Origin of the sequence: Allorhodopirellula heiligendammensis (assembly GCF_007860105.1) — a bacterium.
Lineage (GTDB): Bacteria > Planctomycetota > Planctomycetia > Pirellulales > Pirellulaceae > Rhodopirellula > Rhodopirellula heiligendammensis.
In genome coordinates, this window is sequence record NZ_SJPU01000003.1 from 634,783 (window position 1) to 650,783 (window position 16,001).

The 16,001-nt window shown below is 57.8% G+C and carries 7 protein-coding genes; 2 read left to right on the plus strand and 5 right to left on the minus strand.

All coding sequences use genetic code 11. From position 1 onward, the window contains the following. Nucleotides 1-56 precede the first annotated feature (56 nt). Nucleotides 57-3,476: a transcription-repair coupling factor gene (mfd, locus tag Poly21_RS22350; protein WP_146409252.1), complete on the plus strand. Its 3,420-nt coding sequence runs from the start codon at nucleotides 57-59 to the stop codon at nucleotides 3,474-3,476. A gap of 125 nt (nucleotides 3,477-3,601) precedes the next feature. Here the strand turns inward: mfd and Poly21_RS22355 are convergent, their stop codons facing one another. Further along, nucleotides 3,602-4,093, minus strand: a complete 492-nt coding sequence (locus Poly21_RS22355; protein ID WP_146409253.1) for a 6-pyruvoyl trahydropterin synthase family protein — start codon at nucleotides 4,091-4,093, stop codon at nucleotides 3,602-3,604. Between the two features lie 375 nt (nucleotides 4,094-4,468). Between Poly21_RS22355 and Poly21_RS22360 the strand changes: the two genes are divergently transcribed. Beyond that, nucleotides 4,469-5,560 carry a DUF3500 domain-containing protein gene (locus Poly21_RS22360; RefSeq protein ID WP_146409254.1) on the plus strand — a complete coding sequence of 364 codons (1,092 nt, stop codon included), beginning with the start codon at nucleotides 4,469-4,471 and terminating at the stop codon, nucleotides 5,558-5,560. A gap of 151 nt (nucleotides 5,561-5,711) precedes the next feature. Here Poly21_RS22360 and Poly21_RS22365 read toward each other — a convergent pair whose 3' ends face one another. The 4 genes from Poly21_RS22365 to Poly21_RS22380 form a co-directional block, all read right to left on the minus strand. Further along, entirely contained in the window at nucleotides 5,712-9,830 is a 4,119-nt protein-coding gene (locus tag Poly21_RS22365; protein WP_146409255.1) for a CheR family methyltransferase, read from the minus strand. Between the two features lie 181 nt (nucleotides 9,831-10,011). Beyond that, a complete protein-coding gene (locus Poly21_RS22370) occupies nucleotides 10,012-12,456 on the minus strand; it encodes a hypothetical protein (protein WP_302120184.1) in 2,445 nt (814 codons plus the stop codon). Continuing rightward, a complete protein-coding gene (locus Poly21_RS22375) occupies nucleotides 12,453-15,218 on the minus strand; it encodes a BatA domain-containing protein (protein WP_146409256.1) in 2,766 nt (921 codons plus the stop codon). The genes Poly21_RS22370 and Poly21_RS22375 overlap by 4 nt, the downstream gene beginning before the upstream one ends. Further along, nucleotides 15,215-15,988, minus strand: coding sequence for an alpha/beta hydrolase (locus Poly21_RS22380; RefSeq protein WP_146409257.1), 774 nt, complete (start codon nucleotides 15,986-15,988; stop codon nucleotides 15,215-15,217). The genes Poly21_RS22375 and Poly21_RS22380 overlap by 4 nt, the downstream gene beginning before the upstream one ends. Nucleotides 15,989-16,001 lie beyond the last annotated feature (13 nt).

Below are 16,001 nucleotides of genomic sequence, written 5' to 3' on the forward strand. Positions count from 1 at the left end.
GATACGTTTTCAACTAGCCCACCGCCACCGCCGCTTTTCACCCCAGGCTGCCTGACGTGCCTCCCGCCGCCAAAACCTCGTCGAAATCCGGACCGAAAGCCAAAAAAGCGTCGCAAAAGGCGGCGAAAACTCAACTGCGGTCACTGCATGACGTGCCGGCGGTGTTGGATGCCGCTGCCGCGGTGGGGTCTGCGCTGCACCGCTCACATCGTGACGCTCCACTCGCTTTCTCAGGGGTGTGGGGCGGTATCCGCGGTTTGCTGGCCGCGACCCTCACGCGGCACACGCCGCACGTGTTGGTACTGCTACCCCAAGCGGTTGACGCAGACATCGTGGCTGGGGATGTGCGGGCATTCGGCATTGCCGACGTCGTCGCGCTGCCCCTGTCGGCTGGAGATGGCACGGGATCGTCGATCCGCGACGCTGACTACGCCGCCCGCCTGCAAGTTCTGCAGTCGCTACGCGCCCGCGACAACGATTCCCCTGAACCGCTCGTCGTGACCGCTTATATCGGCGCAGCGATTCAGCGGGTGCCGTCGGTGGAACGCCTCACCCGCGCCACGAGAAAACTGAGTGTGGGCGACGAAGTTGATCCTGCTGAAATCAGGCGTTGGCTCGCCGAAGCCGGGTTTGCGGCGACCACTGCCGTCCACCTCCCCGGCGAATTTGCCAGTCGCGGTGGGCTGCTGGACATTCACTCCCCCGATCAGACGACGCCGATCCGCATCGAATGGTTTGGCGACGAGATTGAGTCGATCCGCCGCTTTGATGCCGCCACACAGCGGAGCAACGAAACCCTCGATAGCGTTGAACTCGCCGCCATCGGAGCTGACGGTGTCTCGACCGGCGAAATCCTGGAGAACCTGTTCCCTACCGAGTTCGATGAAGATGCGGAACTCGACGAGGATGATCAAGCGAACATCGCGGGTGATTTCTCGCAGAGCGATGACACCGTTGGCGCCGAAGCGACCGTGGTCGACTATCTGCCCAGTGACACGGTCGTGCTGGTCGTCGATCCCGCTGAGTGCCGCGTGACAAGCGAAGCACTGTTGGCGCGCGTCGCCCGCACTGATCGCTTCGTCAACATGGAAGAATTGCTGATGGAACTGGCTGGGCACCGAGTGGTTACCGGCAGCCAGTTTGCGGAGAGTTCTGAGGACAACCACATCGACCTTCAAACGGCCGGAGCCGATAGTTTTGCCGCGTCGCTCGACGAGACGAAATCCCGCGTGGATAGTGTCGCCGCGGGACATGAGGTTGTCGTCGTCGGCGACACCCCCGCCGACGGCCAGCGGTTGACCGAGCTGCTCGCCGATACCGATGCGGCCAGGTCCGGTCGGCTGCACATGACCGTGGCCCCGCTCAGTGGTGGATTCCGCTTGAGCTCCGCAGAGGTTCTGGTGCTGACGGGAGCGGAGTTGTTTCACCGCAGCCCAGTCCGGCGAGTCAGTTCTCGAGTCCGCGGCAAACCGATCGACAGCTTCTTGCAACTGACTCCAGGCGATCTGGTGATTCATCTTTCCCACGGCATCGGTCTATACCGTGGGCTCAATTCGATTGAGAAGAATGGACAGCACCAAGAACATCTGACCATTGAGTTTGATGGCGGTACAAAAATTCACGTGCCCGCCACCCGGATACAGTTGATCCAACGTTATGTTGGCGGCACCAAGCATCGCCCCCGATTAGCAAAAATCGGTGGGATCTCATGGAGTAACCAGCGCCGGGCCGCGGAGTCGGCGGTTACCGACATGGCCGACGAGCTACTCGAACTGCAAGCCCAGCGGGCCACTCGGCGGGGGATCGCGTTTGATCCGGACAACGAATGGCAGCGACAATTTGATGCTAGTTTTCCCTATCTGGAAACACCTGACCAACTCACTGCGATTGAGGCGATCAAAGCAGACATGGAGTCCCATCAGCCTATGGATCGCTTGATCTGCGGTGATGTTGGTTTTGGCAAGACCGAAGTGGCGATGCGGGCCGCATTCAAAGCCGTCACGTCAGGCTATCAGGTGGCGGTGTTGGTGCCCACGACCGTACTGGCGGAGCAGCACTTTCATTCGTTTTGTGATCGGATGGCCGAGTTTCCTGTTGAAATCCGCAAGCTTTCCCGATTTTGCACCGCAGCCGACCAGCGACAATCCATCAAAGATATCCGTAGTGGAAAAGTCGATATTGTCATCGGCACCCACCGCGTGGCGAGCAAAGATGTCCAGTTCCAGAACCTCGGACTCGTTGTTATCGATGAGGAACAGCGATTCGGAGTCGCCGTGAAGGAGCGTCTGAAAACTCGGCATACCAATGTCGATGTACTCACACTCTCGGCAACGCCAATTCCCCGTACACTTCATATGGCTCTGGTCGGTGCCCGGGACATCAGCAATCTGGAGACCCCGCCGGCCGAACGGATGCCGGTCGAGACGAAGGTCACCCGCTGGGACCCGAAACAGATGCGGTCGGCGATCGTGCGAGAGCTTAACCGAGGCGGGCAAATGTACTTCGTTCACAACCGCATCGGCGACATGCATGAACTCGCCGCCAAAATAAATGAAGTTGTCCCGGAGATTCGCATTGGGATCGGACACGGCCAAATGGGCGAAGGCGAGCTCGAACAGATTATGGTCGATTTTATCGACCATAAGTTTGACATGCTCCTGGCCACCACGATCATCGAAAGCGGATTGGATATCCCCAACGCGAACACGATGTTTATCGACGAAGGGAATCGCTATGGACTGAGCGACCTGCACCAGCTCCGTGGTCGCGTCGGACGCTATAAACACCAGGCCTATTGCTACCTGTTGGTTTCACCGACCAAACACCTCACGCCCGAGGCCAGCAAACGGCTACGCGCTATCGAGGAGTATTCGCAAATGGGCGCGGGATTCGCGATCTCGATGCGAGATCTGGAGATCCGCGGCGCTGGGAACTTGCTCGGCAGCCAACAGAGCGGTCATATCGCCGCGGTGGGCTACGAGCTGTACTGTCAACTGCTCGAAGACGCCGTTCGGCAAGCTAAGAAATTGCCGCCCAAACTTTCCGCCGACGTCGATATCGACTTGCCCATCGAAGCCTACCTGCCGGACGACTACGTTCCGGACCTGCGTCACAAAATCGACTTGTATCGCCGGATGACCCGCATCAACCATGCCGCCGAAATCACCCAGTTCCGGGAGGAGTTGATCGATCGGTTCGGACCGATCCCCGACGCGGCATCTCGCATGACCCAGCTCTGCGAACTGAGACTCGATGCAGCCGCCTGGGGAATTCAATCGATCTCCCACAACGACCGTTTCATCGTGTTGCAGTATGCCAACAAACGGCGGCTCGAAGAACTGGTTGCCAACGCATCGGTTCCTGTACGGATCGTCGATTCGAGTAAAGCCTACATCCCCACAAAAGGTTTTGACATGAGTCATCCCAGCGGCGAGGCGTGGCTACAGTTGGCCCGCGCGGCATTGTGGATTGGCTGAACGTCGGCGGATGGGGACCTTCTGCACGCCCAATGATTGCGTCCCTCCAGACCTTGACCGCATCCCCACCGGATCCTAATTCAAGCCGATGGATAGTTGGGGACATTGCTCCCCAGGGAGATCGGTCACCATGGCAAACGGCACACGCCCCACTGTCCGTAGTTCTCATCGACGGCGACTTCGATCATCGATAAAGCGTCTCCGAATTTCTCTTTCGTCGCGTTGCGAACCCGCTCTGCGATGACGCGTGCGAGCTCTTCGGCCGTGGTGTTGACGACTGGCAAGACAATCGCATCATCATTCGGGAATACCCAACGCCGCTCTCGAAAGCGGACAGTCGTTTCTTGTTCGTCGTTCGTTACTAAGATCTCGCGGTGGTCCTGAGGCAGGAGCACGTGATGATCCAACGCTTGAGTCTCGTTCAGTACCGCGTCGCGTAATGCGATGAAGTCGACGACGTAGCGATTCTCGTCGAGAGGCCCTTCGACGCTCACGCGAACAGCATAGTTATGGCCATGAATGCGTTCGCAGATATCACCAGCAAACGTGATGAAGTGTGCCGCTGAAAAGACAAATTGTTCTTTGGTCAAATCAACACGGAAGCAGGGATCGGACATAGACGGAGAACTGCAGATGAGGGGCTCGAGTCGCGAAACAAGGTCAGAATACTTCAACTTGTTTGCGAGTGCGAGACATGGGGAAAGCCGCAGCACGACGCACGAGGTTTCCGCAGACGTCGAATCTCGCCGTTATCCCCAATCGCTACGGATCGCCGCACTCCCCGGCGTACCTCGCCAGATCGCCGCGCTGCGGTTGCGGAGAACTCAAATCTTTCGAAGTCTTACGCGAATAGAAGTTGGTGGGCGGCAGTCCGCCGCCGCGAACTGTGCACAACCCCGCGAGATCGTGGCAGTTGGCGGTGGCAAGACCATGACGTTATACTGTCGAGCTGAATCCCCCTCCCACCCTGCGTAGTAAAGAAGTCCCGCCGTATGAAATTCGCTCGCTTTCCCAAGTCGTTTGCTGCCCACTCACGTCGTGCCGGTCTCCTAGCAGTAGGTTTGCTAGCTGTGGGGGCGACGGGGCTGGATTTGCAACAGTCTCCGGCCACGCAGATGCAGGCCTACGCCTACGCTTACCTCGACACTCTCGACGACGGACAACGCCAAGCCACACTGCAGGAGTTTGACTCGCCCACGCGAGTTGGCTGGCACTTCATACCGAAGGACACGCGGAAAGGCTTGAAGATCGAGGACATGAACGATGCGCAGCGAACGGCCGCCCTGCGGTTGGTGCGAGCGGCACTCAGTGAAGCTGGCTATCGCAAGGCGAATCAAATCATGTTGCTCGAAGAAGTGCTCAATGAACTTGAGCAGGGCAAGGGTGGCAACGAACGCAATCCACTGAAGTACTTCGTGACCATGTTCGGCACCCCAGGAAAGGCAGATGCAATCGATGGCGACAATCGCTGGGGATTGAGCTTTGAAGGGCATCACCTGTCGCTCAACTTTGTCTGTCGTGGCAATGAGATGCTCGATAGCACTCCTCAGTTCATGGGCGCCAATCCCGCAGTGGTGATGGATGAAACGAACGTGACACTCGGTAAAGGCACCGCGGTGCTGAGTCGTGAGGAGCAGTTGGGTTTCAAACTCATCAACTCGCTGAGTGATGAGCAAAAAGAAGTTGCGATGTTTGCCGACAAGGCGCCCCAGGAAATCCGATTTGCGGGAGAGGCGCAGCCTACCCCTGGACCCGCACAAGGAATTGCGTTCGGAAAGTTAGAACCTGCCCAGCAAGAAGTCATGCGGGATCTCGTACTCACTCACGTGAACATCGTCGCGGACGAAGTGGCAGCAGCCCGACGAGAGCAAATCAAGTCCGATGGTTGGGATGATGTCACGTTTGCCTGGGCAGGAGCCCTCAAGCCTGGCGTTGGCCATGCTTACCGCATTACGGGAAAACGATTTTTAATCGAATTCAATAACACGCAGTCGGATCCCTCGGGTAACCCTGCCAACCACATTCACTGTATTTATCGTGATTTGACCGGCGACTTTGACTTGCCGGTTGATAGTAGCAAGTAGTTTGCTTGGGTGGTTACGTTCGCGCGAGCGTAGGCCTCCGTCGATTGAGCGAATCTTAACCGCGAGCACGTGAGTTTCCCTACTGGAAGCGCCAGTTCACGTGCTTGCGCAGCGTCCGAGGATCCGTCTGCTGAAGGATCACGATCACGACTCATTGAAAACGCTGCACCATTTTCAGCAGCTTTTTGGCGTCGATGGGCTTGCTGAGATAATCGTTACAGCCCGCTTCGAGACACTCATTCATGTCGCCCTGCATGGCGTCGGCGGTGAGTGCAATGATCGGCCCTGCATACCCAAGTTTGCGAATTTGGCGTGCCGTTTCATAGCCATCCAAGTTGGGCATCTGCATATCGAGCAAAATTAAATCGGGGCATTTTCCCGTTTTCCGACACTTCAGGAAATAATTCACGGCGATCTGCCCGTCTTCACATTCATCCACCACAGCACCCGCGGCAGTGAGCAGCCTCTTGCTCAGAAAGCGAATGTCACGTCGATCATCCACGACGAGAATGAGACCATTCAAACGCGTCGGTTCGCTGTCATCAGCGGTATCCTCAGGCGGATGGGTTGGTAGGGTGCGCGGGTATTCTGTGCGCTCGACACCGACCAGATCGCCAGTCGCGATTCTGACGAAGAACGTGCTACCAACGCCCACGGTACTACTGACCTGAATTTCGCCGCCGAGCATCGCCGCTAGCCGTTGGCTGATAGCCAGTCCCAGCCCGGTGCCGCCAAACGTGCGGCTGACGGTGGCGTCGCCCTGTGAGAACGCTTGAAACAAACTTCGTTGTTGGTGCACTGTCATCCCGATGCCGGTATCCGCTACTTCGATGTGCAAGATAGGCTGGTCAGCATCAAGCCGCACGCGAATGTTCACTCGTCCTTCACTGGTAAACTTGACAGCATTGCCGACTAAGTTGATGAGGATCTGCTTGAGTCTGATGGCGTCGGAAATAATGGAGGTAGGCAGTTTACCGTCATAGTCGACCGAAAGTGTTAGGCCCTGCTCGACCGCACGGACCTCCATAATGCCACGGACGTCTTCAATGACGTGACATGGGTCAAACCTCTCAGACTCGACATCGAGTTTTCCGGCTTCGATTTTTGACAGGTCCAAAATGTCGTTGACGATATCGAGTAGGTAGGCACCGTTGCGGCGGATCGTCTGCAGGTACAGCTTGGCCTCGTCATGCTCCACAAATTCTTGCAGCAGATCGGCATAGCCCAAAATTGCGGTCATCGGGGTCCGAATCTCGTGGCTCATGTTCGCCAGAAACTCACTCTTTGATTTGCTGGCTTCCGTCGCGTGTCGTTCGCTTTCTCGAAGTTCGATTGCCTGTAGTTTTTCTTGAGTCGAGTCCCAGTTGAGACCATACATTCGAAGGACCTCTCCTTCGCCGTCGCGGATGACTTGACCCACTCCTTGTAACCAGCGAATTTCTCCGTCGGGACGTACAATGCGAAACTCACAGTCGTATTCTGTTGTTCCCGTGATCGCGTTTTGCCACGTCGCTTGAAGTTGGTCTTTATCATCCGGGTGGACGTGGGAAAAAAACAAGCTGGGAGCGGGTTTCAGGCTACTGTCGATTCCCAGCAACTCAAAGACCTCTGCGGTCCAGAAACTTGCGTCTGGCGTCCATTCCCAGGCGGCCATTCCACCCGCACGCAGAGCGAGTTCCAGACGTGATTTGGCATCTGCTAAGGCAGTCACGTCGACGAAGTTCACGACGATTCCCTCATGATCACCACTGGGCGTGTGGTAGGGAATCACACTGCGGATGTAGACCTTTCCAGACGTCGAAGTGAGTGTGTCTTCGATCACCGCATCGTCGGCAAGTTCGTCGGGCTGCGGTAAGGCAGGCATGGGATGGATCTCGGACACAAACTTCGCCAGTGGCCTGCCGATATCCGAGTCAATCAGGTCGTAGATAGCGGTTACCGCCGGCGTGAAGCTGCGGATGCGTAATTCATTGTCAAGAAAGATCGTCGCGATGTGAGTGCTTCGCTGCAGGTACTGAATGTCGTTATTGCTCCGCACCAGCATCTCGTTGCTCGCTTGCAGTTCCTCCTGCGAGGTTTCGAGTTCCTCGTTGGCGGACTGCATCTCCTCGTTCATGGAGAGCAATTCCTCATTGGAGGACTTCAATTCCTCGTTGGAAGTTTCGAGTTCCTGAACGGTGCGTTCGAGGGCCTCTCGGGTGCGTGCTAGCTCCGATTCCAATTGCTCGATCACATGAGCCGCTGACGTTTGCACGACGCGGCTTCCCGGCACGCGCGTTGGTTCGTCCTCTGCACTATCCACCTGCAGTGGTGTGCCGATGCGGTGAAAAACCACCAAATGCAAACTTGCGTCTTCTCCCATTTCCGGCATCGGTTGAACGGTGATGTGAACCTTTTGCAGTCCACCCTCGACATGCAATGACATATCTTCGGCAAGCGCGCGGCGGCGGTGTTTTTTAGCTTCCGCAAACGCTGCACGAAGGCCAATGCGGAGCGATTCATGAGCCATCGCAACAATGTTATTCTTGAACTTACCGCCGGACATTTTTAAAAACGGAGCAGGGTCGGACGACAAGGTCTGTATTTGTCCGTCGTCATCAACGACTGCCCACTGCGGTGAAAACTCGCCGAGGATGATCTGTTGGGCATAACGAAACAGATCGAATTCCGCCGACGGGTCGCCCTCGTCGGTAACGCCAAAGCGACCGAGATTGACCATCGGAATGTCCCACCCTGTCGAACGGTCCAACGTTGTCACGCGTCGTTGATAGAGGCGGTGCTTGATATGGACAGCGCGGAACAGTTCCTTGTTGACCGATAGGGTCTCCGCTGGACCCAGAAAGAGAAATCCACCGGGTTTAATGGCGTAGTGGAATAGCGGAATGAGTTTTTTCTGCAGGTGGCTTCCTAAGTAAATCAGGAGGTTACGACATGAAACGAGGTCGACCTTGGTAAACGGTGGATCACTGATCAAGTTGTGTGAGGAGAAGATGACCATGGAACGAATGCGTTTACTGGCAAAGTAGCGGCTGCCTCGCTTGACGAAGAATTGACGCAGCCGCGGCGGGGGAATCTCGTCCTGAATCCCAATCGGATAGCTTCCCGTGCGAGCGACTGAAAGAGCATGCTCATCCAAATCAGTTGCGAAAATCTGAACATTAATATCCCGTTGCGTTTGATCCAAAATCTCGGCGAGCAGCATGGCAATCGAATACGGTTCTTGTCCCGTTGCGCAGCCAGGCACCCATATGCGGAGGGCGGCGTCGCCCCGGTGTTGCTCGACCAGCGGCATGAGTACCTCGCGAGCGAGCGAATCAAAAGCGTGGGCGTCTCGGAAGAATGCTGTCACACTGATCAACAGATCGCGGAAAAGTCGCACTGTCTCCTCGCGTGACGAATTGAGCAGCTCAACGTAAGCATCCACCTGTTCGATCTTGAGCACATGCATGCGTCGACGAATTCGCCGCACCAACGTAGTCGTCTTGTAGTGCTTGAAATCGTTCTTGGTGTGCTTCTCCAACGCCGCGGCGATCTGCGGGATCGCCAGGATTACTTGCCGATTGAGGTCGTCGGCGTCGTCAGTTTCGTATTGCTCCTGCATGTGTTGAGCGTGGTTCCTGATTTCGCCTGCAATCGCCTCGGGGGGCAAGACATGATCGACACTGCCGAGGGCCGCCGCTGAGCGAGGCATTGAGCGCTCGACGGCCGTATCGATGCTCTGAGCAATTGACATGCCTCCTGCGTCGCTGATCGCTCGTAGGCCGAGGGTGCCATCGCTGCCGGTACCCGAAAGTATCACTGCGATGGCATGCTCTTTGTGAGAACTGGCTAAACTAGTGAACAGATGATCGATGGGCGCCGCGTGTTCGTCAGCGGGCAGGTCTACCGAAACTAACTTTCCATCACGAAGTTCTAACGCGAATCCGTTGGCAGGGAGATAGACCTGGCCAGCTTCGACGAGGACCTCCTCGCCACCCGATAATTCTCGCCACGCTGGTGGGGCTCGGTGAGGCAGCCTTGGTTGGTGCGCGAGCGCAGTGGCAGAATTGGAGTCAGCGCCGTGCACGTTCGTGTTTTCTCGGCTCGTTGCCAGGACGAGTGCGATCGCAGGCGTTATCGCTGACGATCCTCCGTCCCACGCATCTGCGGCAAGCTCCTCAGCAACTTGCGCCGCCAACTGCCAGCCGTTGGCTCCCACGCCAATGCCCACGATAAGTGGTCGCGTCGAGTTACTGCTCGAAACCGAGAGCGCCGGTTGGTTTGCATCCATTAACGAGCCGTCAAAATCGTAGGGCGGGAGGATCTCAACAGTGTAGCCATTTCAACAGTGTAGCCATCTTTTCCACAAATTGAACCGGAAACGGCTTTGTATCAGCCATCACCCACGAACGACGTCGCTCGCTCGATGATGCCCCATTGGTGCGGTGACGGTAAAAACTTGCACCTGCGCGTCAGGCGAGGCCCCACCGTCGACGCAACGTCCACTCACCACAGAGGCAGCCCGCAAACAGAGCGAATACGATCCACCCGCTAAGCGGGTTGTCACCCAGCCGCCATTTTTCAATGACCACGCGTTCGGTTCGTCGCCGCTGGGTCTCGATCCGAGTAATGAGTTCCGGGATTTGGTCGGCGCGGAACGCTTCGCCCCCGGACGCTTCGGTCATGAGAGCCAGTCGGTCCAGCAGCGCGTGATCAGCATTCCTGGCCGCCAGTTCTCGTGTGTCGTCCACTACCTGAAAGGGCTTTACTGCCACCGCTGTCTCGCTGCCCTGGTTATCCAATGTCACCTGCAACTGGTAGATCCCGGGGGGTAATCCATCCGGACCGCTGTCGTCGCGTGTACCCGCCGCGTTCCCGCTGATTTCGCCGGTCGCCTCCGTTCGCGTTCGCCCGCCGCCACTCTTGCTTGTTGTTGAGATTTTAACAGGACGTCGCTCGCCGGAGTCGGACACGATTTCCGCCGTCCAAGACCCTGAATTTGATGCTGTTGGATCGCCGCCGACCTGTGTGGCAGTGAACACGCTAGTTTCGGTGGTGCTCAATCGCTGCCGCGTCAGGGCCAACTCGAGTTCCCCGTCGGTAGACTCTTCTCGCGAGAGCAACCACAACATCAATTGGCGCCAGAAGCGACGGTGGAATTCGCTGGCTCCGCTCGTCCACCAAATCCAGGTCGAGTCAAAGGCGAGCGAAGCCACACGGCCTTGGCCGAATTCACCCACGACCATCATCGGGACCGCGGTGCCATTATCGAGTAGCACCTGCACACCGGGAGCTACTTTCGCTCCCGCCAGCTCGTTCGCACCCGGCATGTCGGGCAAGGCGGACCATTCCTCGCTGGCAGATAGCGACGCATCCACATCGATATTGGTGATTGGATGCGGGGTCGCGATGCGGAGCGGAACCGGTCCCGCCAATTGTCCCGGCAATAGAACGTCGTCTCCCGCTTCGCCCGAGAGGTTTTCAGGCATCACACCGGGCCGTTGAGAGGCTCCCTCATCCATTTGCACGGGAAACGTCTTCGCCAGCGGCGTGTTGGCGTACCCGCCAGGGCCGTACGCCCGCTCGCCACCCAGGGTCAGAAGTGCTGTGCCCTCCGCCACCAGTCCGGCGATCCGCTCCAGTTGTTCGTCGCCCACTGCAGCGGAGTGCAGATCTCCAAGAATGATCACATCGAATTGACCGGGCTGCAGGTCATCCGTCAAGTCGATCGGCCATCGCGATGAGGTGTCCCGTGGTATCCAGCGATAGGTGAGTTCCAAATCTGGAAATCGCCGCAATGCTCGTCGGAGGTATCGCTGCTCCAGGCGCGGTGTGCCTTCCAAATACAGCACCCGCCCCCCTCCGGCTCGAACATCCACGAACGAGAGTTGCTGATCGTTGGTGATGTCGGTTTCGCCCGCCGGCGAACGCGCACCGACAATCAATCGGTATTGCCCTGGCTCCGGTGCAATGACAGGCACCTGCATCGGCTCGCGATGAACATCGTGATCGGGAACAATCGTTCGAGTCGCGGCGATCGATTGCCGTCCGGTGTCGTCAATCCACATCATGGTCAGTTCGATCGGGGTTCCCTCGTAACCGCGAGTTTGAATCTCGAACGATATTCCTGTTTCGTTGCCTGTGAACATCCGAAAGGTTTCCGGAAGCGAGCTGATCGCTACATCTCGATTGCGGCCGCTCAACGCCGTCGGTCCTAAGGCCACCGTCCACAACGGCACTCCAATCGCAGCTACCCATTTCGCGGACGAAACCGGATCGATCGTTTGCCCGGTTTCCCCCATCATCGTTTGCGTGCCATCGCTGAGCAGCACGATCCCTGCCAGCGGTGTTGATCGTGATGTTGCCAGAGCGGACTCCAACGGGGCAGACAAGTTTGTCTGCCTACCGTCCGGCTCAAAACTTTGTAGGGATGCGAGTGATTTGGAAACCTCTACAATCGACCCGCCGACGAATTGGTCGCTAACTGAATCGAAGCGATAAAGCGCCAGGTTGAGGTTGCCATCGAGCGAGGATAGGCCGGTAGTGAGTGACTCCAGTGCGCGGCGTTGTTGCTGCCACCGATTCTCGCCACCACTGATCCCTTCGGTCTCTGCCGTGGAAGTCGCATCGGTCGGAGCAGATGGATCTCCCGATGCAAGCGTCATGCTCCGTGATGAATCGAACGCGATCGCGAGCGTGGCTGTATCAGGACGATTATCTGTTCGAACGAACGAGGGCCGTAGCATCGCCAGTACCAATGTTAGGGCTGCGACGCCGCGCAGTGCCAATAAAATCCTGCGTCGGCGACGCGACACCCCGATTGGCATGATCCGAAACAACAACGCGATCACGACCGTCGTCAGAATCAATCCGGTGATACCCGAGTTGTAAATCGGGTCATAGCTCAGCCGCATCATTCAGCCTCCGCGGCGGGCGATGAACCGTAGAAACGATTGCTCAAAAGTTGTTCAGTTAGAAAGATTAGCACCGCCAGCAACATCAGTGGCCCGTGCAAGGACACAGGTGCACCGGCACGCCCCCCCGCTTGCAGCGAAAGGCCGTTGAGTTCATTGGCAATCGACCACCCGTCATCACCAAACCATTGAATCAGGGTGTCGAGCTGAGTCGATTTGTCTTGGGACCAGATCGCCGGAAGGTTCGCAGAGAGCCCGCTCCATATGTCCGCACCTCTCAGGAAATACGTTCCAGGGGTCAGGGTGTCGTCGATCAAAACACTCGAATTTTCAACCGGGAGCGATCGCCCGCTCGGCTGGCCCGGTGTGTAGAGTTCAACGGTGGGAGTTGTCTCGTCAATTTCGGGTTTCACTGACAGGCGTGGCGAGGCAACGACGACGTCCTCATCGGCGGACTCGTTAAGGTGAAGTAGAGCGGTTTGCCCAGCGAGAATTGTCGTCTCGCTGCGATCGATTCCCGCCGCCCACGCCGCCAGTCCTCTGACCGCCATGAACGCAGGCCAGGCGTCGCCTGCCCCAAACAGATCGTTCCAACTTCGAGTGTTGGCGCTGAGTGCAGGTAGTGGTGTGGTGGTCAGGGCAATTCGCCCCTGCTCAAACTCTTTAACGAGCACGGCGGGGTTACCGCTGGTCGGATCGTCACGGTTGGCAGGGTATCTCGCGATCACCTTCCATGTGGCGTTGGCGGCCGGGGGTGTGGCGGATGCCGTGGCAGGCTGATTGAAGGCACTGCCGTCGCTGACCTGCCAATACCTACGAATGCGAAAATCACTCCAGTTCGGCGGTGAGGTCGGTCGCATTAAAGTAGAAAACACGGGATGCGTGCTCTCAGTGACTTGCCAGAACGTACCCGGCACAGGGATCCTCCATAAACGCACGATGGGAGGAATGATCGCATCGGCGGGTGACACCTCCGTGCGCACTTGATCATCATCGCTGGGCACGCCGAGCATCTCAGTCGCTGGCCCGAGGCTGATGACCAAGCCGCCACCACGCGATACCACTTGTGCGATGTCGTTCCACATCGTCGTGGTGATTCCGGCAGCCGATCCGACGTTGGCTTGCGCTCGCGCGTCGAATCGCAGGGGTGGGTCGATCAGCATGACCAGATCAAACAGGTTCCAGTCCACGGCCGCGAGGTCACGATAACTCACGGTTTCGATGTGGTAGCTCGCCGATGGATCACCGGGCGCATGCGGAGCTGTCATCGCAGCAGCCATGACCGTCGTTTCATCGGCATCGTCGCCCACCATCAGGACGTGCGGCGGCGCCGGCAGGTCGACGGTCACGAATCGAATGTTGTCCCATTCAAAACGATCGCTCCCGATCAGTTCCACGACGGCGTGATGGGTACCTCGAGGCAGCGGCGGAAGTGTCAGCGAGACTTCTTTGGCTGTGCCGTTGCCAAGTTCGATGGAGGCGCGGTCAACGGTTTTGAGCGGTGGAAGCACAACCTTTCCGTCTCGAACGACCGGCAGAGAAGGATCCTGCTCATAGAGACTCAATTGCACCGTCGCCGAAAATGCTTGGGGTGATTTTGTTTCGGTACTAACGCGTTTGGTGTCGCCGGTGCCCGTGGTCGCCTCGGCATCCCAGACACCGACATCAAAGCGAATCGGGATGGCGGTGCCTGGCGCAGGTGCCACCTCGCCAACTTGGGGTGGAGAGATCCACGGATTGATCGCCGAAGCCGCGCTGGCTGCTACGCTTTCAGCTGATTTGCCACGGCCATCAAGATCGGTTCGCTCGTGGGTATTCAAGATGCTGATCGGCACGTCGTCGTGTTGGTCCGCCATGAGGGGCGACCGGTCACTTGAGGTCGGAACGTTCTCGTCCCAACTCGCCGCAGCCATGTCGGAGATCACGACAACCTGTCGGTACGGCAGGTTGCTGGTACGAACCAGTTCGACGGCCGTCGTAATCCGCGCGGTGATCGGCTCGGGGACGGCATGCGGTGTGATCCGATCCAGCCGTGCTCGAGCAGCCCTCGGGTCGAGTGAAAATCCCGCCGGAGAGGCCGAGCGGTCGATGATGGCGACGCGGCTGCCCTGGGGTAGAGCGTCGATCAGTTCCCCGGCACGCTCAAGTGCAACGGATAATCGAGTGCCTGCTAAGTCCAGCCCCTGCTGCTCACGAAGTTCCTCGGTGGTACCGCGGGCGGTCACTTCAATGCTCTCCACCGCACCGCGGAATGGATCGCTCGTTCGCCAAGCTGAGGATGGTGAATTGTCGATCACAATTGCGACCGCCATCGGACCACCGTCCTCAAATTGCGGACCCGTGGTAGTGAAGGCTGTGCGAACCCCCGTGAACACACTGATGCAGGCCAGTAAAATGGCGGCAAACAATAGCGTCCACGCGAGCGATCGAGCCATTCCCCGAGAAAATGCGGTTGACGCCATTCCCAGCATCCCCACCCCTGCGATCAACAGCAACCCCATCGTGAGCCACTGCGAAGTGGCTGCAGCATTGATGTGAGGGCGAGCTAACACCATCGCAAACACGATCAGGGCGAGTACGCGTAGCGCCAGCAACCACCAGCGACGGACCCGCAAACGGCTGCTCTGAGTCGTCAGTCGCTGTCGCAGAAACGACACTGCTGGAAAGACCACGCGTCGCGGCGGTTGACGTGCCAACAGATGCAAGGCGATGGGAACCCCCGCCGCCAATGTTCCCAACAGCAATGTCGCACTGAGAAAGCTCATTCCTCGATTGATACCGCCAACAATCGCAGACGCTCGACTAAGCGGAACAGCGTGTCGGTCTCGATTGTGTGAGGACCTTGGAACGCCATGAATTCGACATTGACTTCACCACCTCGGAGCAGGTCTCGCAATGCCTCGGCACTGGCAAACGGCAGAATGGGATCGATTCGCCCGTGTGACTGCAGCACATGAGTATCCGCCAACCGCGAAAGATTCGCCTTCCACAATGACTCGCAGATCAACGTCCCTGAGAATTGGACGAGGATGCTGGGAGGGCGTACCTCTCCGCGCAATGCTAAATCCATCGTCAACATCGAGCCTTGAGAAAACCCACCCAACACGTACGGCGTGCCCTCGGGGAAATTTGCTAACACCTTCGAGACTGTGTCGGCCAAGGTTCCACGTGCCTCATCGAGGCCCGGGGGAACTTCGTCGTGTAATTCAGCGAAGCGATTTGTCTGCAATAGCTCCTGCAGCATGCCCATATTGAGTGGCCACCATGCTCGGCCCTCCGGCATCCCCACATCGGACAAGTCATGAGGGGCTTCGGGGTAGATAAACTGCAATTGGGCTGAATCTCGACCGATCCACTCGATCAAGTGCGGCGTCAGCGAGGCGAGGTCATCGCCAGGAGCACCATAGCCATGGCACAGAATGACGGGAATGCGTGGCTCCTCGGATCCGTCGACGACGAGGCAGCGGAGTGAGCCGATGGTTTCAATGCGAGGCCGGGCGGCATATCCGTCGGCCGAATGGTTTGGTTTGTTCATGCCAATAGGTTAC